The sequence below is a fragment of the Galactobacter valiniphilus genome (genome assembly GCF_003575975.1).
Classification (GTDB): Bacteria; Actinomycetota; Actinomycetes; order Actinomycetales; family Micrococcaceae; genus Galactobacter; species Galactobacter valiniphilus.
In genome coordinates, this window is sequence record NZ_QQXK01000012.1 from 55,242 (window position 1) to 80,715 (window position 25,474).

Genomic DNA, 25,474 nt, shown 5'->3' on the forward strand with positions numbered 1-25,474 from the left:
CCCACGCACGAGCGGAGGCACCCTAGGATGACCGTCATGACGGAACACAACGCCTGTCCGCTCCCAGACCCGAGGTTTCGGTCGCTGCGCGCGACCGAGGCCGAGGAGCTCGGGGTGCTGGTGGAGCGTTGCGCCGCAGGGGATCGCGAGGCCTTCGCCGAGCTGTACAAAGTGGTGGCTCCGATCGTGCACGGTGTGTGCCGCCGGGTCATGGTGGATCGGGGGCTCGCCGAGGAGACCGCCCAGGACGTCATGGTGGAGCTGTGGTCCAAGTCGGCTGGGTACCGGCCGGAGCGGGGCACCGTCTTCGCGTGGGCCGCCACGGTGGCCCACCGACGCTCCGTCGATAGGGTGCGCAGCGAGGTCTCGAGGCGGCGCCGCGAGGCGGCGCTCCCCGAGGAACGTGAGCTGGACGGCACCGACGAGGCGCTCTTGCGCGAGGAGGACGGGCGGCGGGTGCGTGACTGCCTCGAAACCCTCACGGAGCTCGAAAGCCAGGCCGTGGTCCACGCCTACTACGACGGGCTCAGCTACACCGAGGTGGCTACGCGGCTCGCTTCGCCCCTGCCCACCGTCAAGAGCCGCATCAGATCGGGATTGATCCGCCTACGAGGATGTTTGGAGGGGAACTGACATGAGCGCCATGAGCAATGAACGCCGCGACGAGCTCCTCGTCGGCCTGGCCCTCGACGCCCTCGACACCCCGGAAGAGGTAGCGGAGGCCCGCCGCCTGCTCCACCAGGACCCGACGGCCGCCGCCGAGGTGACGCGCTTCCGCGAGGCAGCGGCGGAGCTGGCGCGGCTGAGCGCCGTGCCCCCGCCGGCGGGCGGCCTGGACGACGCGCTGCGACGCATCGACGCCCTCGAGGAGGGCGCCGATGCGTCGCCCGGCTCGGCACAGCCCGGCAGCTCATCCGCGCCGCCCGAGGCTGGCACCGCCCGGGCCGAGGACCCCACCGCGGTGCCAGAGGGCGTGCTTGCCTTCCGGCCCCGCCGCAGGCTGGCCCCGTGGATCGCCGCGGCGGCCGCCATCGCCATCGCCGTGCCGTCCATCGGCCTCGCCGTCGCGCAGCACCAGCGCGCGGCCGTGGCGGAGGCCGGCACCGCGCGCATCATGGAGCTGCTCAGCCAGCCGGGGGCCAAGCTCTCGAGCGCCACCCTGGCCTCGGGGCAGGGCAGCCTGATCGTGGTCTCCGGCGGCAACGGCACCGACATCATCACGCGCGAGCTGCCGGACGCCGGCACCGACCGCACGTATCAGCTGTGGACCATCCAGGCCGGCGGGGACCCCGTGTCCGCGGGACTCGTGGGCGGGGGAGACGCCGTGAACAGCGCTGGCTCCCAGTCCGCAGGGACCGTCGTCGCCATCACGCTCGAACCGGCCGGCGGTTCCCAGCAGCCCACGCAGAAGCCGATCGCGGCGGTGACGCTGGGCTAGCCTCAGGCCGCCCGCGCGGGGCGGACCGGGCCCACGCGAAGCCGCCCGGCGACGTCGAGCACCTCCACGGGGGTGCCGTAGACCTCGCTGAGCACCCCGGCGTCGCACACGGTGGAGACCGCGCCGGAGGCGCGGACCCGGCCGCGCTCCAGCAGCACGAGCGAGTCGGCGTAGGAGGCGGCGGCGTCGAGGTCGTGCAGCACCACGCCGACCGCCGCGCCGCGCGAGGCGAGCGTGCGCATGAGCCCGAGCGTCGCCTCGGCGTGCGCCACGTCCATCGCGGAGGTCGGCTCGTCGAGCAGGATGACCGAGCCCTCGGCCACGGGGGTGGCCTGGGCGATCACGCGGGCGAGCGCCGCGCGCTGTCGCTCGCCGCCGGAGAGGGTCGTGATGTCGCGCTCGGCCAGGGCCGTGAGGCCCGTCAGCTCCAGCGCGTCGTCCACGGCGGCGGCGTGATCCGAGCGGACCTTGCGCCACGGCGTGCGGCCCATCTCCACGACCTCGCGGACGGTGAAGGCGAAGGCCACACCGGAGTCCTGCGGCATGACGGCCCGGCGCCGGGCCGCCTCGGCCGCCGGCACGCGGTGGGACTCGCGGGTGCCCAGGTGCACGGTCCCGGAGCTGGGCTTGAGCTGGCCGGAGGCCACGGCCAGGAGCGTCGACTTGCCCGCACCGTTGGGGCCGATCACGGCCGTCACGGTGCCGGAATCGAGGCGGAGGTCCACGGCGTCGATGAGCTTGCGCCCCTCGATCGCCACGGTCGCGGAGGAGACGGTCAGTGCGGTGCTCATGCTGCGGCTCCCGGTCGCTTGAGGGTCCGGCGCAGGAGCACCAGGAACAGGGGACCGCCCACGAGGGCGGTGAAGATGCCCACCGGCAGGTCGCCGAAGGGGATGACGGTGCGGGCGGCGATGTCGGCCAGGCCCAGCAGCACGGCGCCGCCGAGCGCCGAGAGCGGCACGAGGTAGCGGTGCGACGGGCCGACGATGAGGCGCAGGGCGTGGGGGACGATCAGGCCCACGAACGCGATGACGCCGGCGAAGGCCACGGCCACGCCCGTCATGAAGCACACGAGCAAGATGGCGACGACGCGCAGCTTCTCCACGTCGATGCCGGAGGCGGCGGCGGAGCGATCGCCGAGTGCCAGCACATCGAGGCGGGAGCGCAGCGCGAGACAGCCGATGAAGCCGAGCGCAAAGACCGCCGCTGTCACGCCGACGCCCTCCCACGTGGCCCCGGAGAGGGTGCCCATCTGCCAGAAGATGATCTGCTCACGCGAGCTCGTGTCGCCCATGAAGACGAGGAAGCTCGTGGCGGCGCCGGCCACGGCGTTGATGGCGATGCCGGTCAGGACCAAGGTGAGGACCACGGCACGCCCGCCGGAGCGGGAGAGCGCCCAGACCACGCCGGTGATGACGAGGGCGCCGGCAAACGCGCCGGCGGGGAGCGTCCACGGCGCGGCGGCGGAGAAGCCGAAGACGATGGCGACGCACGCGCCCACGGACGCGCCGGAGCTCACGCCGATGATGCTCGGCTCGGCCAGGGGGTTGGCGAAGAGGCCCTGCATCACGGTGCCGGCCACGGCCAGGCACGCGCCGACGAGGAGCGCCAGGAGCGTGCGCGGGAAGCGGATGGTCCACAGCGCCGCGTCGACGCGGTTCTGAAGCGGATCGGCCCCGCCGAAGAGGACGCGGCCGATCGATTCGATGACCTGGGCCGGGGTGGTGGAGAACTGGCCGAGCGAGGCCGAGACGAGCACGACAGCAAGCAGCGCGGCGGTCAGGGCGCCGGCCGCGATGGCCGCACGCAGGCCGCGGCGGGAGCGCCGGGCCGGAGCCGAGGACCCAGCGCCCGACGGCGCGGGGGAACCTTCCCCGGCCCCGGCGGAGGCCGGCGCGGGGCCGGAACCCGGCCCCGCGGCGTCGGGCACCGTGGCCTGGGCCGCGGTCACTGGCCGCCGTCCTTCGTGTAGATGGCCTGAGCGAGGGCAACCAGGTTGCCCGGCGTGCGCGGACCGTAGGCGAGGAGCTGGCCGTCGGCGGCGGTGATGACGCGCTGCGTGGAGCCGGCCGTCGTCGCGGCCATGCCCGGGCGCTTGAGCAGGCCCTCCACGCCGCCGGCGGACTTCACGCCGTCCTCCATGGCGAGCACGATCTGCGGGTCGAGGCTCACGAGCGCCTCGGCGTTGGCGGGCTTGAGCTGTGTGATGCCGTTCTCGGCGGCGGAGTCCGCGAGGCCCAGGGCGCCGATGATGTCGGAGGCGCCGTAGTCCTTGCCCAGGATGAAGAAGACGCCGGCGGTGCCGCGCACGTAGAGGACCACGGCGCGCGGGGCCTGCGGCGTGTTGGCCTTCAGGGCGTTGACGGTGGCCTTGGCCTCCTCGAGCTCGGCGTCGGTCCGCTCGGCGAGGGTGTCGGCGGCCTCGGGCAGGCCCACGGCGTCGCCGACCTCCTCGATCGTGTCGTCGATGGAGTCCAGCGACGGGGTCTGCTCGAAGCGGACCACGGTCACGCCGGCGTTCTCCAGCTGCGCGTACTTCTCCTCCGAGCCGATCGTGGTGTTGGTCAGGATCAGCGTGGGGTTGAGATTCAGCACGGCCTCGGTATTGAGGTCGTGGCCCGACTGCGTGACGACGGGCAGGTCCTTGATGGCCGCCTGCGTGTCCGAGTTGGAGCGGCCCACGAGGTTCTTTTCGAGGCCCAGGCCGATCACGGTGTCCGTGAGGGTGCCGTAGAGGTCCAGCGCCAGGATGCGGTCGGTCGATGCCACGGTGATGGTCTTGCCGTTGGAGTCGGTGACCTTGGCCGGCAGCTGCGGCCTCGGGTCCTTCACGGCGGCCGTGACATCGGGAACGGTCGCGGCCTGCGCGGGGCCGCTGAGGCCCAGGGCGTCGACGCCGGCCGGACCGGCCGCGGTGCCAGCGGTGCCGGCGGTGGCCGGGGCGGGAGACGACGATGCCGTCGTCGGGTTCTGCGACGACGGCGCGGTGCTGGCCCCCGCACAGGAAGCGAGCGAGAGGGCGGCCACGAGGGCCACGGCAAGGGTGGCTGGCTTGCGATACAACACGATGACTACTTGCTCTCTGTGTGGGTCAGCGAAGGCAAAACGAGGGTGAGGGAGAACGGGGGCGACGGCGCCCGCTCGAGGTGAGCGGGCGCCGTCGGGCCGTGACTAGCGCTGGTCTGCCGCGGACTTGCGGCGGGCGGCGAGGGTGATCGCCGCGGCGCCGAGCAGGGCCAGCAGGCCGGCGGTGCCGACCAGGTTGGCCGTGTTGTCCACGCCGGTGGCTGCCAGATCGCCGCAGACAACCTGGGTGGTCGCGGCGGAGGCCTTGCCGACGGACAGGGTCATGGAGTCCATGGCCTGGCCGGCGTTGTAGAAGCCGGCGAAGGCCTTGGCGCCCGCGGCCGTCAGCGTCACCGACGCACCGGAGAAGCCGGAGGCGGAACCGCCGGAGAACTTCACGGTGGCGAAGGTGATGTTGGAGGCCGAGAGGTCCTTGCCCTCCATGTCCTGGCTCTTCACATTGGCGATGAGCGCAGCGGTGCCCGAGCCGGTGACCTGGACCCGCAGACCGGAGAGCGTGGTGTCCAGGAGGCCGTCGTGGCCCGTGAAGTGCACGCTGCCGGGGAAGGACACGGTGCCCGTGCCGTTCGCGGACAGGGAGCCGGAACCGGCGCCCCACGTGAAGCCGGAGCCCGAGGCCGCGGCGCCGTTACCCGTCGTGACCTGGCCCTTGGCGATGCCGCCCTTGACGTAGGAGACGAAGGAGGACTTCACGCCCCAGCTGAGGGACACGCCGCCGGCGGTCGCGGGGACCGTGACCGTGCGGCACTGCTGCTTGGCGGCGCCGGAGTTGGCGGCCGTGTTCCCCGAGGTGGTCTTCTCGCCGTCGGTGGAGCCGGCCGTCGACTCGTTGTCGGCCTCGTCGTCGCCTGCCGTGGTGGTGCCGCTGTTCTTGGCGTCGGCGTTGACCGACACGGCGTCGAGGACGGTGCCCGCCTCGTAGAAGCCGGCCAGGGCCGGGACACCGGCCTTGGTCAGCGTGGCCTTGGCGTCGCTCAGGACGAGCAGCTTGGAGGCGGAGACGGCGGCCTTGAAGCCGAGCGCGGCGTTGTTGAACGTGAGGTTCTTGGCGTCGAAGCTCAGCGACGCCAGCACGACGTCCTTCAGGTTGATGGCGTCCGTCATGGACGTCTTCGGCGCCGTGACGCTCGCGATCAGTTCGGCCTTCGTGGGGCCCGTAACCTTGACGCGCAGCTGGGAGAAGGTCAGGTCCATCTCGCCCTCGTGGCCCGTGACGTTCACCGTGCCGTTGAAGGAGATGGTGCCGAGGCCGTTCTTGAGCGTGCCGGAGCCGCCCGTGAAGGAGAACACGCCGTTCTTGGCGGCCTGCTTCGCGCCGTCTGAAACGGTCAACTTGCCGCCGCCGATCGGGCCGACCACGTAGTCGCGGAAGGACTTCTTGAGGCCCCAGTTCAGGGTGGCGTTGGAGATCGTCAGTTCCTCGTCGGACCCGTTGTCGGTGCCGGGAGTCTCCGGGTCGACCGGGGTTTCCGGGCCCTCCGGGTCAACGGGCGCCGGCTTGCCGGGACCGGTCAGGGCCACGGAGGTGGCGGTGGCGGGCAGGGCCTGGCGGTCGATGACCGTGGCGGCGGTGGCCTTGCCGTGGGCTGACCAGGTGATGACCTCGAGCGCCTCGGCGGCCTTGACCGCGGGAACCGTCAGCGTGGTGACGAAACCGCCGTCCTTGATCCGGGAACCCATGATCCAGTCCTGGGCCACGGTGGTGCCGTCGGCGATGTCCTCGGCCTTGGTGCCCTGGGGAACGATGGCCACGTACAGGCCGTTGGCGGTGCCGCCCATGGTGGGGGAGGGCAGGCCCGTGAACTTGGTGCCGGTGATGGAGATCTTGCGGTCCTTGGCCTCCGGAGTTTCGGGATCCGTGGTGCCCGTGCCGAAGAGGGCGGTCTTCTGGGCGTCGGTGAGGTTGATGCCCACGCGGCTGATGATCGTTGCCTCCGTCGCCGAACCGTGTGCAGCCCAGGTCAGGACCTCGTAGTCCGTTCCCTTGACGAGCTGCGCCGTGCTCAAGCCGAGGCTCGTGGAGAAGCTGCCCGTGGCGATGGCGGACTGGCCCAGCCATTGCGTGCCCGGGGCGGAGCTCGACACGGCGGAGCCGGCGCCCTTGACGACGATCGCGGCATAGATGCCGTCGGCCATAGGCGAGGAGGGCTTCGGCAGGTTGGTGTAGTTGCTGCCGTCGACCTGCAGGGCGAGACCGTCGGTGGCGGTGGCCTTCGTGACCTGCACCTTGGTGTCCGGGGCGGTGAGCTCGGGCGTCTCGGGCTCGCCGGGGCCGGTGAGGGTGATGCTCGTTGCGTCCTGGGCGAGGGCCTGCTTGTTCACGACGATGGCGTCGCCGACGGGGAGTCCGTGCGCGGTCCAGACGGTGACCTCGAGGTCCTGCGCGGCGGCTGCCGCGGGGATGGTGACCTTGCTCGTGAAGTTGCCCTTGGTGTCGATCGAGGCTGCGGCGACGTAGGCGGTGGCGACGGCCTTGGTGCCCAGATTGGCCTGGGTGACGGTGCTGAGGTCGGTGCCCTTGGGGAAGAAGCCGACGTAGGCGCCCTTGCCGTTGTAGCCCATGGAGGAGGCGGGGAGGTTGATGAAGTCCTTGCCGGTGACCGTGATCGTGCGATCAACAGGGGACGGGAAGAGGGCTTCCTTCTGCGCGTCCGTGAACTCGAGGTTGGCACGGTAGGCAACGTTGGCGGCGCTCGGGTTGGTGCGGCGCGGCCAGACGATGACGTCGTAGTCCTTCGACTTGTCGAGCGCCGTGGCGGCGATGGCCAAGGTGGAGACCGAGAAATCGGTGGCGACGCTCGCCACGGAACCGGTGCCGAGGTACGAGGACTGCGGCGGGGTCGGGCTGTAGGCGAGCTCGCGGTCGATCACGGCCACGTGCACGCCGGCCGGGTACTTCGTGGTGTCGTAGTCGCTGCCGGCCACGTTGACCGTGAGGCCGGCGGCTGCGTCCACCTTGATCGAGTGCGAGGACTCGTTCTTTGGCGGGAAGAGCGCATTGACGTTGGCGGCGGTGAGCTTGATGGGCTCGAGGTCCATGACAGCGTCGCCCACGGCGAGGCCGTGGGCGCGCCACACGACGATGTCGTAGTCCGTGCCCTTGCTGAGCACGCTCGTGGGAACCGTGAGCTCGGTGCTCCACGCACCATCCGTGATGGCGGCGGTCTTCACAAAGGACGACGGGGCGCCCTGGGCCAGCGCGCTCGGGTCGGAACCGTGCACGATCGGCGCCACGTAGAGGCCGGCGTTGTAGCCGATCGAGGAGTTCGGCATGTCGAGATAGCCGGTGCCGGAGATGTTGAGCTTGAGGCCGTCGGCAGCGGAGGCCGAGACGACCGAAACGGCCGTGGCCGGGGCGAAGTTTTCGCCTCCGGCGGCGTGGGCCGGGGCGGCGGTGCCGGCGAGACCGAGGCCGGCGACGGCCAGGGCCGTCAGGGCACTCAGGGCGCGGCGCCAGCCCTTGCGGGGCGGGGTGGATGACATGACGAACTGCTCCCACTATCGATAAAAAGACGTGCGCGGTTTGCGACGCTCACAGCACACCCTAAGATGTAGCCAAGCAATAAAGCAAAGCGAGTGTGACCTAAAGCCAGCGAGGCGACTTAGACACACCTCAATGACTACGGAAAGGTCACCCTGCCGTGAATACCGACCTCTCGACCTTCTCGGCGCGGCTGCGCCAGGCCACGCGCCTCGACCATGGTGAGGCGGAGACCTCCGCCTTCATCACCGAGCTGATGCAGGGTGAGCGCACGGGGGCCGACTACGTCCTGCTGCTGGCGCAGTACCGCCCGCTCTACGCCGCGTTGGAGGCCGCCACGGCCGCCCGCCGCGACGAGGCCTGCGTGGCCGAGCTGTTCGACCCGGCGCTTGACCGCCTCGCGGCGATCGACGCCGATCTGCCCCGGCTCGTCGAATGGGCCGGGCTCGAGGAGATCCCGGCGGTCGTGAACTCGACGCTCGCCTACGCCCGTCGGATCGAGGAGGTGGGCCGTCACGAGGATCCCTCGCGTCTCGTGGCGCACCACTACCTGCGCTACCTGGGCGACCTCTCCGGCGGCCTGGCCATCGGTTCCCTCGTGGCCCGCCACTACGGCGTCCCCACCGAGATGCTCTCCATGTGGTCCTTCCCGCAGATCGAGAAGCCCAAGGTCTACAAGGATCGCTACCGCGAGCTCCTGGACCAGTTCGCGGAGCCTTCCCGCGAGGACGCCGTGGTGGAGGAGGCCTCGCTCGGCTTCCGCCTGAACCGCGAGGTCTTCGGTGATCTGGGTCGTGTCTCGCCGATGCCCGTGGTGGAGCTCGCCTGATGCGCGCGTCCAAGCCCTTCAAGGCGCTGACTGCCCTCGCCGCGGCCGGCGCGCTCTTCGTCTCCGGCCTCGTTGCGGCTCCCTCCGCGCAGGCGGCCCCGGTGGTTAACGGGAAGGTCAGCTCCGCCACGTTGAGCTGGGGTGTCAAGAAGTCGTTCCGCACCTACGTCAAGGGCGGCATCGCCAAGGGCTCGATCAAGGTCACCGGCGGCGCCAAACAGGCAGCCAAGAACGGTGCCTTCAGCTTCACGTCGGGCACCGGCACTTTGCGTTCCGGCAAGGGCACGATCACCTTCAAGGGTGCCGTGAACTTCAAGGGCCACGGCGGCAAGATGAACCTGACCTTGAGCGACATCAAGGTGCAGAAGACCTCGGCGAGTGCTGGCTACCTGGTCGCGGACGCGAAGGCGCCCGCGTTCCTGGGCAAGAAGGCGATCTCGCTCAATAACAAGCGCATCGCGACCGTCAAGATCACCACCACCAAGGCCTCCGGCGGCAAGGTCCAGCTCAAGATCAGCAATGTGAAGCTGACGGCCGACGGCTCCAAGGCCCTGGGCAACTTCTACCCGAAGGGCACGGTCATGGACACTGCCTCGGTGAACGGCAAGCTCAAGAAGTAGCTTCCCGCCGTCGGGCACAGTCATGGATGCGCGACGGCGCGTGAAACGCCAGGTGCCCCGGTTCGTCTCCCGTGAGGGAGGCGAACCGGGGCACCTGTGCGTGAGCAGAAATCAGACGCGGGCGGCCGCGGCTGCCGCCTTCAGCGCCTGCTTCTCGGCCTTCTTGGCAGCGCGCTTGGCGCCCTGGACGGCGCGGCTCGTGTCGGAGCCGCCGAGCAGGAGGGCCAGGCCTGACATGCCGGCGGTCACGACGCCCACGGACTCCCAGGCGCCGATCTTCTTGGCCAGCGGGTGGGAGCCGCCGAAGGCGCCGACATAGGCCGCAGTCAGGGCGACGGCGCGGGCCGTACCGGCGTTGCGCTTCCACACGGCAAAGGCGGCGGTGCCGGCGGCGGCCAGGACGGCGCCGCCGAGCTGGCGATTGCCGGTCTGGCGGGCCGTGGCGTAGCCGCCGACGAGGCCGGCGGCGGACAGGATTGCGGTGGACGGCGAGGCCATGTCCCACTCCTCAGTGATCGTTGGGGGCCTGGTTCCCAGACTCGTTCTTCAGCCTAGCCTCCCTGCGGCGCAGCGCCGTCAGGGCGGCAATGCCCGCACCCAGGCCGAAGACCCAGCGCCAGGGATGCCGATCGGGGACGTCGTCGTAGGTGATGGGGTTGGCCAGCGCGCGCAACTGACGCCCGGTCAGGACATCCTCCTCGAGCTTCTCCTGCTTCTTGGTCGACGCCGCCACGGAACGGGCGGGGAGCTGTAGCTCGCGCTCGGCAGGAAGGCCGCTCTGCAGTTGCTTGGCGCGTTCCGTCTCCGCGTCGATCTCGGCCCCGAAGAGCAGCACGGAGTTCGCGATCCAAATCCAAAGGAGGAGCGCAATGAGACCGCCGATGATCCCATAGGTGGCGTTGTACTTCGCGAAGTTCGAGAGGTACCAAGCGAAGCCGGCCGTAGTCACGGCCAGGGTGATGAGAGCCACCACCGCTCCGACCGAGAGCCACGGGAAGCGATCCCGGCGCACGTTGGGAGTGAAGTAGTACAGGCTCGCGATCATGAGCACCACGATGATCACGAGGACCGGCCACTTGGCGATGTTCCAGACGGTCACCGACGCCTGGCCGAGGCCCACGAGGTCGCCGATCCAGTGGGCGACGGAGCCAGAGACGACCAGGAGCACCACGCACAGCAGCACACCGACGAGCAGGGCGAGGGTGAGGAGGTACATCGCCGGTCGCAGGACGAGGGCCGGGCGTCCTTCCTCCACGTCGTAGATCCGGTTCATGGCGCGGCCGAAGGAGGTGACGTAGTTCGAGGCCGTCCAGACGGCACCGAGCACGCCGATGAGGAACGCCCAGCCCGCCCCCGAACCGTTGGTGAGCTGCTCAATGGGATTCTTCAAGACCGCCGCGAGGTCGGCGGAACCGTACTTCGCGACGGTGTCGAGGATCCATTGAGCAGTGGTGTCGCCCGCCCGGCCCTGGCCCACCATGCCAAGGATGGAGAAGAGCGCCAGGAGCGCGGGGAAGATCGCGAAGACGGAGCGGTAGGTCAGGGCCGCGGCGAGGTCCATGCAGTTATCGCGTGAGAACTCGCGCACGGCGCGGCCGAAAAGGTAGCGCCATGCGGTTCCGGGTAGCCTGCGGACGGGCTCGATGTCGTCAGCGTCCGTCGGATCCTTTGTAGCGCTCACGCGTTCGTCCCCCTTCGCGTCCGGGGCCCGGTGGTGCCCCGCTTGCCGCCAGGGTATCCGAGCCGAGGTGGCAGCGGCAGGCGACGGCCCGGAACGACGACGGCGCGGTTGGAACGATTCAGCGCGGTGCGGGCTCGTTGCGGGAGGCCCGCGGCGAGGGCATCAGGGCGGCCACGCGGTAGGAGAGGCCGCGCGCCGAGCGGTCGAAGAGCAGGAAGAGCAACGTCGCGAGGATCCAGACGCTCGTGGCGGTGTCCATCCACGCCGGTGCTTGCGGGTCCGCGGCTTGCGCGCACACGAGTGCCGTGTACCCGCCCAGGCCAAAGAGCACGCGCAGAAGCGCCTGCCAGAGCGGGGCGCGGGAGCCGTCCAGGCGCGCGGCGTCGAGCCACACGCAGCGCTGGCCCAGGGTGGTGCGGCGCGGGCCCAGGACGGGAAGCACCGCCACGAGCAAGGGCAACAGCCAGGCGAACTCGGACACGAGCCGCAGCGCGGGGGCGGCGGGGGAGAGGACCCGCAGCACGAAGGGGTCGACCGCGAACTGGGCCAGGAGCGAGGCCACCAGGGAGGCCGCGCCGATGAAGGCCAGGTCGAACACCATGCCCCAGAGCCGCCGCCCGCGCGTGACGGGGCGGCGCTGGGCCAGGCTCTCCAGCTGCCGCGGCGTCTTGATCCAGCCGAAGAGTGGGGTGAGCGCCAGCAGCACACCGATCAGCGCGCCGAGGGTGTTGGTCTCGAGGTCGCCGACGTCCGCCACGCGGTAGCGGCAGAACAGCCCGAAGATCCCCGAGTATTGCGTCGCCTCGATGGCGAGCGAGACGCCGAAGCCGAAGAGCACCGTCGCGACGGGGTGCCAACCCAGCAGGCGCACGCCCAGGATGCCGAGCGGGATGAACAGGACCACGTTGAGGACCAGCTGCCAGAACTCGCCCGAGTGCAGGGCCCCGGAGGCGCCCTGGGCGAAGGCCGTGCGCAGATCGTGCAGCGGCCCGAGCGGATCCAGGGCCAGGCCCCCCGTTCCCGCAGCGCAGGACGCCGCCTTGGAGGTGGGGAGGGGCAACATGGTGTAGGCGCCCACGGCCGCCGCGTAGATCACGAGCGCCCCCGTCGCGAGCGTGCGCGGCAGGCTCAAACGGCCGAAGCGACGATACTGCAGCGCCAGGAGGAAGACGCCTCCCACGGCCAGGGCCAGGCCGCCGAACAGGACGGCGATGAGGGCGGGCCAGAGCACTGACGAGTTCAGAAGATCCATCGCCCGCCAGTGTATGCGGCGCGTCAGCCGAGGTCGTTGACCAGCAGCGCCACGGCGAGCGAGGTGAGCGAGGCGGGGTCCTGCAGGCTCACCCCGAGCTCCTCCTCGAGCCGGGAGATGCGGTGATACACCGCCGGCCGGGAGAGGAAGAGCCGCTGGGCCACCCTGGCCTTCGCCCCGCCCGTATCCACCATGGCCCGAAGCAGCTCGAGGTCGCCCTCCCGTCCGGGGGACGTCAGCGCGCCGAGCTCGGAGGCGGCGAAGCGCCGCACGCGGGCGTCCTCCGCGAGCACGGCGACGAGGCCGGGCAAGCGCACATCTGCCGCGGTGAACCACGGGCGGCCGGGATGGGCGCCGCGCCCCAGGCGCTGAGCAGCGGCCGCGACGTGCGAGGCCTCGGCGAGCCCGGCCACGGCCTCGAGCACGCCGGCCCCGGCCGGGCCCACGCCGATGAAGCGCCCGTGGGCGCCGCCATCCGCCCCGGCCGCCCCGGCCGCCCCAGCCGCCGTGCGCCCGCCGGCCAAGGCGCTCGCCACCCGGTCCAAGGTGGCGCCGCGCTGGGCCTTGGCGGAGGGGGCGAGGAGGACGGCAAGGGCGTCCACGCCGGCGTGGCCCACCAGGGCGGTGGCCCCGGCCTGCCCGACGGCGTGACTCAGCTCCGCGCGCAGCTCGCGTTCGAGCCGCGAGAGGGCAAGCGGATCGCCGTCGGCGCCCTCCATGCGAATGACGAGGGGGACCACGCGCCCGGCGGAGGCGAGCCCGAGGGAGGCGGCGCGCTGCTCGGCCGCGTCCTCGCCGGCGCTCCACGAGGCGAGCTCCGTGAGGAAGGCGGATTGCGCCAGTTGGGCCAGGTCGCGGGCGTCGCGCTCGGCCATGAGGTGCAGGGCGAGGGCCTGCGCCGCGCGCTGGGCCACGTGCCGGGCGGAGGCGTCCTCGCGGCCGGGCACCACGAGGCGGCCCCACGCGCTTTCCCGCACCGAGACCAGCTCGCGCACGCCCACGCCGTCGCGCCGTGCCAGGGCCGCCGTTACGGCGGCGGGGGCCGACCCGGCCCCGGGAACGTGGACGTGGAGCACCCGCCCGCTCGGGTCCTCCAGGAGCACGGCGGCGTCGAGCTCGCTTGCCGCGGCCCTGACGATGTCCTCGGCCGAGGCGTCGTTGAGCACCAGATCGGTGAAGAGCTCGTGAATGCGCCGGCTCGCCTCGAGCTGTTCCATCTGCTCGGCCACGATCAGGCGGTGGACCGCCTCGGTCAGCTCCACGAAGCGCACGCGCTGGTGCAGGATCACGACGGGCAGGGCGGCACCGGCGGTCGCACGGCGCAGGGCGGCCTGCGTGGGTTCGCGCCCCGGCGGCAGCTCGACGATGACGCCGGCGGCGCCGGCCCGCTCGAGGTCCCGCAGCTGGGTCTCGGCCGCCTGCGGGTCGGCGCCGACGAGCAGGCCCGTGCTGAGGATGAGCTCCCCGCCCTGGAGAAGATCCGTGAGCTCGAGCTGCTCCGAGACGTGCACCCACCGCACGGGGGTCTCGAGGGCCTCGGCACCCGCGATGATCTCGGGGGCGCCGGCCCGGACCACGGGGAGTTCAAGGATGGAGGCGACCGTGATGAGCATGAGCACACTGTAAAGGAGAGAGGGGTAAGAGGTGGCACTGTGCACGTGGCAGGCCTGTGGCCCAGGCCACCAAGATGGAGGCAAGAACCCCGATTCCCCCTTCAGGAGTGAACCAAACATGAGCACCACGCAGCACTGGATCGACGGCGCCGAGGCCTCCGAGGCCGGCGCCCGTCTGGCCGACGTCACCAACCCGGCCACGGGCCGCGTCACGGGCCAGGTGGCCCTCGCGACCACGGATCTTGTGAACACCGCCGTGGCCTCCTCCGTGAAGGCCTTCCAGACCTGGGGCACCACGTCCCTGGCCAAGCGCACCTCGATCATGTTCAAGTTCCGCGAGCTGCTGAACGAGCGCAAGCCCGAGCTGGCCGCCATCATCACCGCCGAGCACGGCAAGGTCCTCGACGACGCCCTCGGCGAGATCTCCCGCGGCCAGGAGGTCGTGGAGGTTGCCTGCGGCGCCCCGCACCTGCTCAAGGGCGGCTACACCGAGAACGCCTCCACGAACGTCGACGTGCACTCCAAGCGTCAGGCCCTGGGCCCCGTCGCCATCATCTCGCCCTTCAACTTCCCGGCCATGGTGCCGATGTGGTTCTTCCCCGTCGCCATCGCCGCGGGCAACACCGTCATCCTAAAGCCCTCCGAGAAGGATCCCTCCGCCGCCATCTGGATGGCCGAGCTGTGGAAGGAGGCCGGCCTGCCCGACGGCGTCTTCAACGTCGTCAACGGCGACAAGGAGTCGGTCGACGCCCTCCTGGATCACCCCGACGTGCAGTCGGTCTCCTTCGTGGGCTCCACCCCGATCGCCCAGTACGTCTACGAGCGCGGCACCGCCGCCGGCAAGCGCGTGCAGGCCCTCGGCGGCGCCAAGAACCACATGCTGGTGCTCCCGGACGCCGACCTGGACCTCGCCGCCGACTCCGCGATCAACGCCGGCTTCGGCGCCGCTGGCGAGCGCTGCATGGCCATCTCGGCCGTCGTCGCCGTGGGCGATGTGGCCGACGAACTCGTCGCCAAGATCGCCGAGCGCGTCAAGAAGCTGCGCACGGGCGACGGCACCCGCGGCTGCGACATGGGCCCGCTCGTGACCTCCGCGCACCGCGACAAGGTCGCCGGCTACATCGACGCCGGCATCGCCTCCGGCGCCACCCTCGTGGTGGACGGCCGCCCGGGCCAGGGCGCCGGTCAGTTCGACGCCGACGGCGAGGGCTTCTTCGTTGGCCCCACCCTCTTCGACAACGTCACCGAGGACATGAGCATCTACCAGGACGAGATCTTCGGTCCCGTGCTGTCGGTTGTCCGCGTTGACTCCTACGATGAGGGTCTGGACCTGATCAACCGCAACAAGTACGGCAACGGCACCGCCATCTTCACCAACGACGGTGGCGCCGCGCGCCGCTTCGAGGCCGAGGTGAAGGTCGGCATGATCGGCATCAACGTGCCGATCCCCGTGCCGATGGCCTACTACTCGTTCGGCGGCTGGAAGGCCTCGCTGTTCGGCGACACCCACGCCCACGGCACCGAGGGCTTCCACTTCTTCACCCGCGGCAAGGTCGTGACCACCCGCTGGGCCGACCCGAGCCACGGCGGCATCAACCTCGGCTTCCCCCAGAACGACTGAGCGCACGGAAGGCACCCACACCATGACGGCATCGATCGACACCGGCGTCAGCGAGGAACTCCTCGCCGAGGGCCGCCGCGCCTACGAGCTGGACCGCGAGCACGTGTTCCACTCCTGGCAGGCTCAGGGCCCGTTCAAGCCCATGACCATCGTCAAGACGGAGGGCTCCTTCGTCTGGGACGGCGAGGGGCGCAAGCTCATCGACCTCTCCTCGCAGCTGGTCAACACCAACATCGGCCACCAGCACCCCAAGGTCGTCGAGGCGATCCAGGAGCAGGCAGCGCAGATCTGCACCATCGCCCCGCAGCACGTGAACGCCGCGCGCTCCGAGGCGGCCCGCCTCATCGCCGAGCGCACCCCGGGCGACCTCAACCACATCTTCTTCACCAACGGTGGCGCGGATGCGGTGGAGCACGCCGTGCGCATGGCCCGCCTGCACACGGGCCGCCAGAAGGTGCTCTCGGCCTACCGCAGCTACCACGGTGGCACGCAGCTGGCCGTGAACATCACGGGCGACCCGCGCCGCTTCGACTCGGACTACTCCTCCGAGGGCGTGGTGCACTTCATGCCGGCGTACACCTACCGTTCCTACTTCGGCTCGGAGACCCCCGAGCAGGAGACCGAGCGCGCGCTGCGCCACCTGGAGGACATGATTACGCTCGAGGGCCCGCGCAACATCGCGGCGCTGATCCTCGAGTCCGTGCCGGGCACCGCGGGCATCTACGCCCCGCCGCCGGGCTACCTGGAGGGCGTGCGCGAGCTCACCGCCAAGTACGGCATCGTCTACATCGCCGACGAGGTCATGGCCGGCTTCGGCCGCACGGGCACCTGGTTCGCGGTGGAGAACTTCAACGTGACCCCGGACCTCATGACCTTCGCGAAGGGCGTGAACTCTGGCTACGTGCCGCTGGGCGGCGTGGCCATCTCGGACGCCATCTTCGAGACCTTCCGCGACCGCGTCTACCAGGGCGGCCTGACCTACTCGGGTCACCCGCTCGCCTCGGCCGCCGCCGTCGCCACCATCAACGCGATGGAGGACGAAGGCATGGTCGCCAACGCGCAGCGCCTCGGTCGCGACATCATCGGCCCGCGCCTGCAGGAGATGAAGGCCAAGCACCCGAGCATCGGCGACGTCCGCGGCCTGGGCTGCTTCTGGGCCATCGAGCTCGTCAAGAACGCCGAGACCAAGGAGCCCATGGCTGCTTACGGCGGTTCCTCCCCGGAGATGAACGAGCTCGTGGGCGCCATCAAGGCCGCCGGCGTGCTGCCGTTCGCCAACTTCAACCGCATCCACGTGGTGCCGGCGCTGAACATCTCGGACGAGCTGCTGATCCAGGCCCTCGACGTCATCGACGAGGCCCTGACCATCACCGACGGTTACGTCACCGCCTGAGTCGCTCTTCAGCACGACGACGCCCGCCCCAGGTGAGCCTTGATGCTCACCTGGGACGGGCGTCGTCGTACGCTCCGTGCCGCCGGGACGGCGGCGCTACGCTGGCTGGGTGTCGCTCTCCCTGTTGCTCCTCACCCTCGCGCTGCTGATCACCGGCGCGCTGGCCCAGCGCATCGCCGGGCTTGGCTTTGCCATGGTGGTCTCCCCGTTCCTGGTGCTCGTCATGGGACCGCACCACGGGATCGTGCTCGTGAACCTCTGCGGCGTCTTCTCCTCGCTGCTGATCATTCATCACGTGTGGAAGGACATCCGCTGGCGGCCCTTCATCTGGCTCATCGTGCCGGCGCTGATCGGTTCGCTACCCGGTTCCTTCCTCGCCAACGCCCTGCCCTCCGGGCCACTCAGCATCATCGTGGGCGGCATGGTGCTGCTCGCGCTGGGCGTCACGGCGGTGCTGACCCGCAAGGGCCACGTCCTGGGGGACACGGGCCCGCATCGCGGCGTGGCCGGGCTCTTTGCCGGCTTCACGAACTCCCTCTCCGGCGTGGGTGGGCCCGTGTTGACGGCCTACGCGGAGCTCACGCGCTGGCCCCAGCGCGACTTCGCCGCGACGCTGCAGCCCTTCTTCATCATCACGGGTTCCTTCTCCGCCGCGACCAAGGTCATCGCCGATCCCAGCACCATGCCGGTGTTCGACTGGTGGCAATGGTTGTTGCTCGCCGTCGCGATCGTGCTCGGCGTGCAGATCGGTAACCGTTTGGCCCCCAAGGTCCACGACAAGCTCGCGCGCCAGCTGGTCCTGCTGATGGCCGTGATCGGTGCGGTGACCGCCGTCGTCAAGGGCGTCTTCGACATCGTGGGCGGCTAGCGCCCTCCGCCGTGCCTGCCGCGCCAGCGGCCCGGGCGGTGGCACCATAAGGGGACGCGGCGCGAGCCGCCCACCCCACCCCAGCCCCACACGAGAGCGTTCTTCATGACCCCGCTGCGCCCCCGCCGACCCGCTGCCTCCTCCGAGGCGGACGCGGAGCAGGCCAGGCACGCCCCCGCGTCGGCCGAGGCCGCCGCGGAGCCCCCGGCGGAGGCCGAACGCCCCTCGTTCACGACCCGCACGCGCGAGCGGCTCCTGGCCTTTCGCGCTGGCCTGCAAGAGGGGCTGCCGTTCCCGCTGTGGTGCCAGGGTGCCCTCGAGGCCGTCCAGGTCCTCTTCATCACGGTGCTCGTGACGCTGGTGCCCGCCCTCGCCGCGTGGGCGAGCGGGGCGTGGGCCGAGGCGAGCTGGGTGGACGCGAGCGTCATCGGCGGCCAGTGGTGGCTCAGTGCCCACGGCGTGCCGCTGGAGCGCTCGGCCGACGCCGCCGGTGGACCCGGCATCCTGTGGTTCGTGCCGCTCGGCCTGAGCCTGCTCACCCTCTTGCTCTCCTGGCGAGCCGGGCGCCGTTTGGCCCGGGCCTCCTGGTCCCATCAGCTCTGGCAGGGCATCGCCGGCGCGGCGATCGTGTACGCCGTGGGAGGCGCGGTGATCGCGTTGCTGGCCCGCTCGGCCGCCTCCTCCGCTGCGTGGTGGTGGGGCGCTCTCGTCCCGCTGGTGCCGGTGCTCCTCGGCCTCGTGGCCGGCGCCCGGCGCGAGGCCGGCTCCTTCGGGCGGCTCATCGGAGTGGACGCCGCCGACCGCATCCGCCGCGCGAGCCAGTACTCCCGCTGGGCCGGCTCCTACGTCTGGGCCGTGGTGCGGGCCGGCCTGCTCGGCTGGGTCTGCGCGTTCGCGCTGTCCGCCGTGCTGCTCGTCATCCGGCTCGCGCTGCACTGGGTCGACGTCATCAACGTGGCCCTCGAGCTCGCCCCGGGGGCCGTCGGCGGCGCCGTCTTGGCCGCCGGGCAGGCCGTGTACCTGCCCAACTTCGCCCTGTGGACGCTGTCCTGGGTGAGCGGCGGCGGCTTCAGCGTGGGCACGTCGGCCTCCTTCTCGCCCTTTGAGGCGCACGCCGGCCCCATGCCCTCGTTCCCGCTCGCGGCGGCCCTGCCAGCGGATCTCGTCGGCGCCTGGTGGCTCCTGGCCGTGCCCGTGGTGGCCGGCATCGTGGCCGGCTGGTGGTTCCTGCGCGAAGGTGAGAACCACCTCGAGGAGTCGCTGCAGCTGCGCTTCGGCCCCCGCTGGCTGGCGCTCTCGGCGTCGACCCTGCTGCTCGGCGTGTTCGTCGGTGCCGTGGCCGGACTGCTCTCGGTCGTGGCCTCGCTCCTGGCCTCGGGCTCGTGGGGGATCGGTTCCTACACCGACCTCGGTCCGCATGTGTGGCTCACGGCCCTGCTCCTGACGCTCGAGATCGGCGTGGGCACCACGCTCGGCTACCTCGTGGCCCCGCTCTTCGAGCGCGATCCGGTCCTGGACGCCTGAGCGTTCACCGACGTCGGGCGGCGCCGCGCCCGCCGATAGACTGAGGCCCATGCGCGTAGTTGCCCTCGTCTCCGGTGGTGGGACCAATCTGCAGGCCGTACTCGACGCCGTCGCCGACGGCTCCCTGACCGGGGTGGAGGTCGTGGCCGTCGGCGCCGATCTTCCCGGGACCGGGGGAGTTCAGCGCGGCGAGGCGCACGGCGCCGCAGGTTTTGTGGTCGCGCCGGGCGACTTCGCCTCGCGCGCCGATTGGGACGCGGCGCTGGCCGAGGCCGTGGCCGGCTTCGAGCCGGACCTGGTGCTCTCGAGCGGCTTCATGCGCATCCTGGGCGAGCCCTTCCTGAACCGCTTCGGCGGGCGCACCATGAACACCCACCCGGCCCTGTTGCCCTCCTTCCCCGGCGCCCACGGCGTGCGCGACGCCCTCGCCTACGGTGTCAAGGTCACGGGCTGCACCGTGCACTGGGTGGACGCGGGCGTCGACACGGGCCCCATCGTGGCCCAGCGCGCCGTCGAGATCTTTGAGGGCGAGACCGAGGAGGCGCTGCACGAGCGCATCAAGGTCGCCGAGCGCGAGCTGCTCGTCGCGACCCTCGGCCGCCTCGCGGCGGGCGAGCTTCCCTTCCCCGCCTGAGCACTCGCAGTGCAGCGCCGCCCGCGCCTCCTGACCAGGAGGCGCGGGCGGCGCTGTTGGAGGGGGTGTCGGCAGTGCCCGACGGCGGGTGGCCGGCTCAGGCGAGGTCGGTGCCCTTGGTCTCGGGGGCCTTGAGCAGCATCGCCGCGATGGCGAGCGCCACGAGCACGAGGGCCGCGACGAAGCACGCGGTGAGGCCGAACACGGGCCAGGCCCAGGCGAACACGAGCGGGCCCACGCCGGCGCCCACGCGGGACATCGTGGAGGCCCAACCGAAGCCCGAGGCACGAAGCTCGGTGGGGTAGAGCTCCGAGGCGTAGGCGTACAGCACGGGAATGGCGACCTGGATGATGGCGCCGAACACCAAGAGCCAGATCACCGCGACCTTGGGGTCATCCAGGGTGGCGGCGACGAGCACGAGGGTGAGGGCGGCGAGGGGAGCGGAGATGCTCAGCAGCAGCTTGCGCCCGGCCACCTCCACGAGCAGGGCCGCCACGACCACGCCGATCAGCCCCGCCAGCGCCATGCCGGCGCCGGAGATGAGTGCCGCCGTCTGGGCGAGGCCGGCCTCCTTCAGGATGGTGGGCATCCAGGTCAGCGCGAGGTAATAGACGAGCAGGACGGTGAGGAAGAGCGCCCACGTGATCGCGGTGACGGCCGGCGCCTCGCGCCAGAGCCGCGCGAGCTGCGCGAGCCAGGCGGGCACCCGGCTGGACGTGGCGGCGGGAGGCGCCGCCACGACGTCGTACTCCACCGGCGTGGCGCCCGTGCGGCGCACCAGCTCATCCACCACGGCGCGGGCCTCCGCCTCGCGGCCGCGGGCGGCGAGGAAGAGCGGGGACTCCGGCACGTGCCGGCGCACCCAGAAGATGAGCAGGGCCGGAAGGATCATGATGGCCAGGCTCCAGCGCCACGAGCCAGTCGCGGCCAGCAGCCACGCCGAGACGAAGAAGGAGAGCGCGGCGCCCACGGGCCACCAGCCGTCCATCGCGGTGAGGATCTTGCCGCGTGCAGTGCGGGGCGTGAACTCCCCGACGAGGGCGTAGTCAACGGGGATGCAGCCGCCGAGGCCCACGCCGGCCAGGAAGCGGAAGAGCGCGAAGAGCGCGAAGTTCGGGGCGAGCGCGCCGAGGGCCGTGAAGACGGCGAAGACCAGGAGGGTCCAGGTGAAGGCGCGCTTGCGGCCCATGCGGTCGGCGACCGTGCCCCACACCACCGCCCCCACGGCCATGCCGATGAGGTTGGCGGTGCTCAGGAGCGCGGCGGTGGGGCGGTCGAGGCCCCACTCGTTCATGACGGCGGGGATGAGCGCGCCGTTGAGGGTCACGTCCCAGGCGTCGAACATGAAGCCCAAGCCGCCGATGATGAAGATGCGGCCCTGGATGCCCCACTTGAAGGGCAGTCCCTGGACCACAGCGTCCGAGGTCGGGCGAGCGAGTGTTGGCACGATGCCTCCGTGCTCAGTGCTGTAACAGCGTTTGGTTATCCTGGTCACACGCGCAACCCAGAACGGGGCGCGCGCTGACCATTGTGCACTCGCGCAAGGGGAGAGAGGCACACCATGTCGCAACCGCCCACATCTCACGCCACGAACCAGGCTTTTGGCGAGCAGCAGCCGCCGCCGAAGTGGCGCATCATCGGCCCCGGCTTGGTGGTCGCCGCCACGGGCGTGGGCGCCGCCGACATGGTGGCCACCCTCGTGGCCGGCTCCAACTTCGGCTACGGCCTGCTCTGGGCCGTCATCGTCGGCATCATCCTCAAGATCGTGCTCGTGGAGGGGGCCGGGCGCTTCTCCCTCGCAACGGGGCGCACGATCTTCGAGGGCTGGGCCAGCCTGGGGCGGTGGGCCACGTGGTACTTCGGGATCTACATCATCGTCTGGGGCTTCTCGTACGGGGCCGCGGCGATGGCCTCCACCGCGATGCCGTTGCACGCGCTCTTCCCCGGCGTTGACCTCAAGGTCTTCGCGGTCCTGACCGGCCTGGTGGGCCTGGCCCTCGTCTGGTTCAACCGCTACGCCGTGTTCGAGAAGATCACGGCCGTCCTCGTCGGCATCATGTTTGTGGTGATCGTGGGCCTGGCGATCATCGCGGTGCCCAACGTGCCGGAGATGCTCAAGGGCCTCATCCCGATGATCCCGCGCGGCCCGGACGGCAGCCTGGAGATCGCCAAGACCCTCGCGCTGGCCGGCGGCGTGGGCGGCACCATCACGCTCGCGGCCTACGGCTATTGGCTGCGCGAGAAGGGCTGGAGCACCCCGCGCTTCATGCGGGTCATGCGCATCGACAACACCATGGCGTACGTCATGACCGGCATCTTCGTCATCTCCATGTTGATCGTGGGAGCCGAGGTGGTGGCCACGGCTGGCGTGAAGCTGGGGAACGGAGACAAGGGTCTGCTCGACCTCGTCCCGGTGCTGCAGGCGAAGTATGGCGAGTGGGTGGGCCCGGCGTTCCTGTGGGGCTTCTTCGCCGCCGCCTTCTCCTCCGTGCTCGGCGTCTGGAACGGCGTGGCGCTCATGTTTGCCGACTTCTGGGCCAACGCACGCGGCAAGGGCTCGGACGCACCCGAGGCCAAGCTGGACGGGCCCTACGCCCGGTTCTACATGCTCTGGCTGACCTTCCCGCCCATGATCCTCATCCTGACGGGGCAGGATCCGGTGGGCCTCGTTCTCATCTACGCCGTGCTCGGGGCGTTGTTCATGCCGTTCCTGGCGCTCACGCTGCTTCCGCTGATGAACCTGCCGCGCTTCGGCGTGCCCAAGGAGTGGCGCAACGGCTGGTTCGGCAATCTCGCCCTGGCCATCACGGCCGTGCTCTTCGTCTGGCTCGGCGCCCAGCAGCTCGTGGACTCGGTGTCCAAGTTCCTCGCGCAACTGGCATAAGCGGGCGGTTCCCACAAGCCTTTTGTCCCGGGCTGGAGCGAAGTAGTGTCTGGCCATGGGACTCGATTGGGCAGCCCTGGAGCAGGGCTTACACCGCGTGGCATTGCAGAAGACCGTGGCCATCATGGCCGAACACCCCGGTCATTCTTTCTACGGCCTGGCCCTGCACGGCGTGCCGACCGAGGAGGACGGCGAGCTGATCCTCCCCGTCCTGGCCCTCAACTCGCAGCAGGCCCTGGCCAGGGACCTCTCGGACGACGTCGACGATGACGACGACGAAGACGAGGACGACTGGACCGAGGAGGAGGGCGGCGACTACCGCCCGCCGCCGCTGGACGGCTCCGACCCCGAGGACGACGACGGGGACGACGAGGATGAGGACAGCGACGAGGACGACGACGACCCGGAGGACGCCGACGAGGACGACGGCGACGGCTTCTACTCACGACGCTGGGACCCCACCGAGTGGCACTGGAGCGCCGTCCCGCTCGTGGACGACGCCGCGGCGGGGGTCTGGGAGCGGGCCTTCGCCGCCGAGGTGCAGGCCGAGGGCTGGGAAGCCACGGCGCAGCGCTACTACGAGCTCATGATCAGGGTGATCAAGGATCTGCGGCAGGAACTCGTGGCAACCAAGGGGGTGGAGCTCGTGTGTTTCGTGGCCGACGACGACCACGCCGAGCGCCTGCTCAAGGCGAGCCTGAGCCCGCATCAGCTGGCCCAGCACTTCCCGGAACTCGTCTGAGGCGGGGCGACGTCACGGGCGCGGCTCCCGTGCGTCCTCCGCCGTAGACTGGTGCGCGTTCCCCGATCTCCCGCCCTACAGGAGCAAGATCCAGTGAGCCAGACCGCGCTCGACCGCGTGCCGCTGAAGCGTGCACTCATTTCCGTCTACGACAAGACCGGCCTGGAAGAGCTTGCTCTCGGCCTGCACGAGGCGGGGGTGTCCATCGTTTCGACCGGCTCCACCGCGTCGAAGATCGCCGCCGCCGGCGTTCCGGTCACCGAGGTCGCCGACCTGACCGGCTTCCCCGAGTGCCTCGAGGGCCGCGTGAAGACGCTGCACCCGCGCGTGCACGCCGGCATCCTCGCCGATCGCCGCAAGGCCGATCACGTGGACCAGCTGGCCCAGCTGGAGATCCAGCCCTTCGATCTGGTGGTCGTGAACCTGTACCCCTTCGTGGAGACCGTGCGCTCCGGCGCCGGCCAGGACGCCGTCGTGGAGCAGATCGACATCGGCGGCCCCTCGATGGTGCGCGCCGCCGCCAAGAACCACCCCTCCGTGGCGATCGTGGTTGACCCGGCCAAGTACGGCGAGGTCGTCGAGGCCGCCAAGGCCGGCGGCTTCAACCTGAAGACGCGCCAGCGCCTGGCCTCCCTGGCCTTTGCGCACACCGCGGCCTACGACACGGCCGTGGCCACGTGGACCGCCGCGCAGTTCGGCGACGACGAGGCCGAGGACGTTCCGGCCTTCCCGCCGTACGCCGGCCTGGCCCTGGAGCGCAGCGAGATCCTGCGCTACGGCGAGAACCCGCACCAGGCCGCCGCCCTCTACGTCGAGGTGGGTGCCGCCCCGGGCATCGCCCAGGCCGAGCAGCTGCACGGCAAGGCGATGAGCTACAACAACTACCAGGACGCCGACGCCGCCGTGCGGGCCGCCTACGACTTCGCCGAGCCGGCCGTGGCCGTCATCAAGCACGCGAACCCGTGCGGCGTGGCCGTGGCCACCCCCGGTGCCGCCGACCCGATCGCCGATGCCCACCTGAAGGCGCACAACACCGATCCGGTGTCCGCCTTCGGTGGCGTGATCGCCGCCAACCGCACCGTCACGCGCGGCATGGCCGAGACCGTGAAGGGCATCTTCACCGAGGTCGTCGTGGCCCCGGGCTTCGAGCCCGAGGCCGTGGAGATCCTCTCCGCCAAGAAGAACATCCGCCTGATCCAGCTGCCCGAGGGCTTCGCCCGCGACACGGTGGACATCAAGCAGGTCTCCGGCGGCGCGCTGCTGCAGCAGTCCGACGCGATCGACGCCAAGGGTGACGATCCGGCGAACTGGACCCTGGCCGCCGGCGAGGCCGCCGATGAGCAGACCCTCGCCGACCTCGTCTTCGCCTGGCGTGCGGTGCGCGCCGCGAAGTCCAACGCGATCCTGCTGGCCAAGGACGGCGCCGCCGTCGGCATCGGCATGGGCCAGGTCAACCGCGTCGACTCCTGCCGCCTCGCGGTGGAGCGCGCCAACACCCTGGGCGTGAAGGTCGAGTCCGACGTCGACGCCGCCGGCGGTGCCGAGGCCGCGGCCGACGCCGTCTCCGAGCAGCGCGCCGTGGGCTCCGTTGCAGCCTCGGATGCTTTCTTCCCGTTTGCCGATGGCCCGACCGTCCTCATCGAGGCCGGCGTGAAGGCGATCGTGCAGCCGGGCGGCTCCGTCCGCGACGAGGAGACCATCGCCGCGGCCAACGCCGCGGGCGTCACGATGTACTTCACGGGCGAGCGTCACTTCTTCCACTGACGCGACCCGCGCCAGCGCACAGCGGCCCCCTCCGGCTCTTGCC

The 25,474-nt window shown here is 70.9% G+C and carries 21 protein-coding genes; 12 read left to right on the forward strand and 9 right to left on the reverse strand.

All coding sequences use genetic code 11. The annotated features are described in order from the left end of the window. Positions 1–36 precede the first annotated feature (36 nt). A complete protein-coding gene (locus tag DWB68_RS07525; RefSeq protein ID WP_119424526.1) occupies positions 37–633 on the forward strand; it encodes a sigma-70 family RNA polymerase sigma factor in 597 nt (198 codons plus the stop codon). Between the two features lies 1 nt (position 634). Next, positions 635–1,438 carry an anti-sigma factor gene (locus DWB68_RS07530; RefSeq protein ID WP_119424527.1) on the forward strand — a complete coding sequence of 268 codons (804 nt, stop codon included), beginning with the start codon at positions 635–637 and terminating at the stop codon, positions 1,436–1,438. Positions 1,439–1,440: 2 nt separating this feature from the next. Here DWB68_RS07530 and DWB68_RS07535 read toward each other — a convergent pair whose 3' ends face one another. The 4 genes from DWB68_RS07535 to DWB68_RS07550 form a co-directional block, all read right to left on the reverse strand. Continuing rightward, positions 1,441–2,229, reverse strand: coding sequence for a heme ABC transporter ATP-binding protein (locus DWB68_RS07535; protein ID WP_119424528.1), 789 nt, complete (start codon positions 2,227–2,229; stop codon positions 1,441–1,443). Next, positions 2,226–3,389 (reverse strand): FecCD family ABC transporter permease, encoded by a 1,164-nt coding sequence (locus DWB68_RS07540; RefSeq protein ID WP_233548672.1) that lies wholly within the window; start codon positions 3,387–3,389, stop codon positions 2,226–2,228. The genes DWB68_RS07535 and DWB68_RS07540 overlap by 4 nt, the downstream gene beginning before the upstream one ends. Next, positions 3,386–4,504, reverse strand: a complete 1,119-nt coding sequence (locus DWB68_RS07545; RefSeq protein ID WP_158588247.1) for a heme/hemin ABC transporter substrate-binding protein — start codon at positions 4,502–4,504, stop codon at positions 3,386–3,388. Before DWB68_RS07545 ends, DWB68_RS07540 begins: the two co-directional genes overlap by 4 nt. 105 nt (positions 4,505–4,609) lie before the next feature. After that, on the reverse strand, positions 4,610–8,008 hold the full coding sequence (locus DWB68_RS07550; RefSeq protein WP_119424530.1) for an HtaA domain-containing protein: 3,399 nt from the start codon (positions 8,006–8,008) through the stop codon (positions 4,610–4,612). A gap of 158 nt (positions 8,009–8,166) precedes the next feature. Here DWB68_RS07550 and DWB68_RS07555 point away from each other — a divergent pair, with 158 nt between their 5' ends. Both DWB68_RS07555 and DWB68_RS07560 read left to right on the forward strand, forming a co-directional pair. Beyond that, positions 8,167–8,835: a biliverdin-producing heme oxygenase gene (locus tag DWB68_RS07555; protein ID WP_119424531.1), complete on the forward strand. Its 669-nt coding sequence runs from the start codon at positions 8,167–8,169 to the stop codon at positions 8,833–8,835. Then, the gene (locus DWB68_RS07560; RefSeq protein WP_119424532.1) at positions 8,835–9,455 is read left to right on the forward strand and encodes an HtaA domain-containing protein; all 621 of its coding nucleotides are present in this window, start codon (positions 8,835–8,837) and stop codon (positions 9,453–9,455) included. Before DWB68_RS07555 ends, DWB68_RS07560 begins: the two co-directional genes overlap by 1 nt. Before the next feature lie 111 nt (positions 9,456–9,566). Here DWB68_RS07560 and DWB68_RS07565 read toward each other — a convergent pair whose 3' ends face one another. The 4 genes from DWB68_RS07565 to DWB68_RS07580 form a co-directional block, all read right to left on the reverse strand. Further along, positions 9,567–9,953, reverse strand: coding sequence for a hypothetical protein (locus DWB68_RS07565; protein ID WP_325048552.1), 387 nt, complete (start codon positions 9,951–9,953; stop codon positions 9,567–9,569). 10 nt (positions 9,954–9,963) lie between these two features. Beyond that, positions 9,964–11,136 carry a YihY/virulence factor BrkB family protein gene (locus DWB68_RS07570; protein WP_147391619.1) on the reverse strand — a complete coding sequence of 391 codons (1,173 nt, stop codon included), beginning with the start codon at positions 11,134–11,136 and terminating at the stop codon, positions 9,964–9,966. Between the two features lie 118 nt (positions 11,137–11,254). Further along, positions 11,255–12,388: a VanZ family protein gene (locus tag DWB68_RS07575; protein WP_119424534.1), complete on the reverse strand. Its 1,134-nt coding sequence runs from the start codon at positions 12,386–12,388 to the stop codon at positions 11,255–11,257. A gap of 23 nt (positions 12,389–12,411) precedes the next feature. After that, positions 12,412–14,001 (reverse strand): PucR family transcriptional regulator, encoded by a 1,590-nt coding sequence (locus tag DWB68_RS07580; protein ID WP_158588248.1) that lies wholly within the window; start codon positions 13,999–14,001, stop codon positions 12,412–12,414. Positions 14,002–14,119: 118 nt separating this feature from the next. Between DWB68_RS07580 and DWB68_RS07585 the strand changes: the two genes are divergently transcribed. The 5 genes from DWB68_RS07585 to purN all read left to right on the forward strand — a co-directional run bounded on the left by DWB68_RS07585 (position 14,120) and on the right by purN (position 20,041). Further along, the gene (locus DWB68_RS07585) at positions 14,120–15,622 is read left to right on the forward strand and encodes a CoA-acylating methylmalonate-semialdehyde dehydrogenase (RefSeq protein WP_119424536.1); all 1,503 of its coding nucleotides are present in this window, start codon (positions 14,120–14,122) and stop codon (positions 15,620–15,622) included. A 22-nt stretch (positions 15,623–15,644) separates the two neighbouring features. Continuing rightward, positions 15,645–17,015: an aspartate aminotransferase family protein gene (locus DWB68_RS07590; RefSeq protein WP_119424537.1), complete on the forward strand. Its 1,371-nt coding sequence runs from the start codon at positions 15,645–15,647 to the stop codon at positions 17,013–17,015. Positions 17,016–17,124: 109 nt separating this feature from the next. Further along, positions 17,125–17,883, forward strand: coding sequence for a sulfite exporter TauE/SafE family protein (locus DWB68_RS07595; protein ID WP_119424538.1), 759 nt, complete (start codon positions 17,125–17,127; stop codon positions 17,881–17,883). A 105-nt stretch (positions 17,884–17,988) separates the two neighbouring features. Next, on the forward strand, positions 17,989–19,407 hold the full coding sequence (locus tag DWB68_RS07600; RefSeq protein WP_233548673.1) for a cell division protein PerM: 1,419 nt from the start codon (positions 17,989–17,991) through the stop codon (positions 19,405–19,407). Between the two features lie 49 nt (positions 19,408–19,456). Then, positions 19,457–20,041: a phosphoribosylglycinamide formyltransferase gene (gene purN, locus DWB68_RS07605; protein ID WP_119424539.1), complete on the forward strand. Its 585-nt coding sequence runs from the start codon at positions 19,457–19,459 to the stop codon at positions 20,039–20,041. A gap of 97 nt (positions 20,042–20,138) precedes the next feature. Here the strand turns inward: purN and DWB68_RS07610 are convergent, their stop codons facing one another. Further along, positions 20,139–21,488: an MFS transporter gene (locus tag DWB68_RS07610; protein ID WP_233548674.1), complete on the reverse strand. Its 1,350-nt coding sequence runs from the start codon at positions 21,486–21,488 to the stop codon at positions 20,139–20,141. A 114-nt stretch (positions 21,489–21,602) separates the two neighbouring features. Between DWB68_RS07610 and DWB68_RS07615 the strand changes: the two genes are divergently transcribed. The 3 genes from DWB68_RS07615 to purH all read left to right on the forward strand — a co-directional run bounded on the left by DWB68_RS07615 (position 21,603) and on the right by purH (position 25,431). Further along, positions 21,603–22,925 (forward strand): Nramp family divalent metal transporter, encoded by a 1,323-nt coding sequence (locus DWB68_RS07615; protein WP_119424540.1) that lies wholly within the window; start codon positions 21,603–21,605, stop codon positions 22,923–22,925. Positions 22,926–22,980: 55 nt separating this feature from the next. Further along, complete coding sequence (locus DWB68_RS07620; protein WP_119424541.1) at positions 22,981–23,667, forward strand: DUF4303 domain-containing protein; 687 nt, start codon at positions 22,981–22,983, stop codon at positions 23,665–23,667. A gap of 93 nt (positions 23,668–23,760) precedes the next feature. Further along, positions 23,761–25,431, forward strand: a complete 1,671-nt coding sequence (purH, locus tag DWB68_RS07625) for a bifunctional phosphoribosylaminoimidazolecarboxamide formyltransferase/IMP cyclohydrolase (RefSeq protein ID WP_119424542.1) — start codon at positions 23,761–23,763, stop codon at positions 25,429–25,431. Positions 25,432–25,474 lie beyond the last annotated feature (43 nt).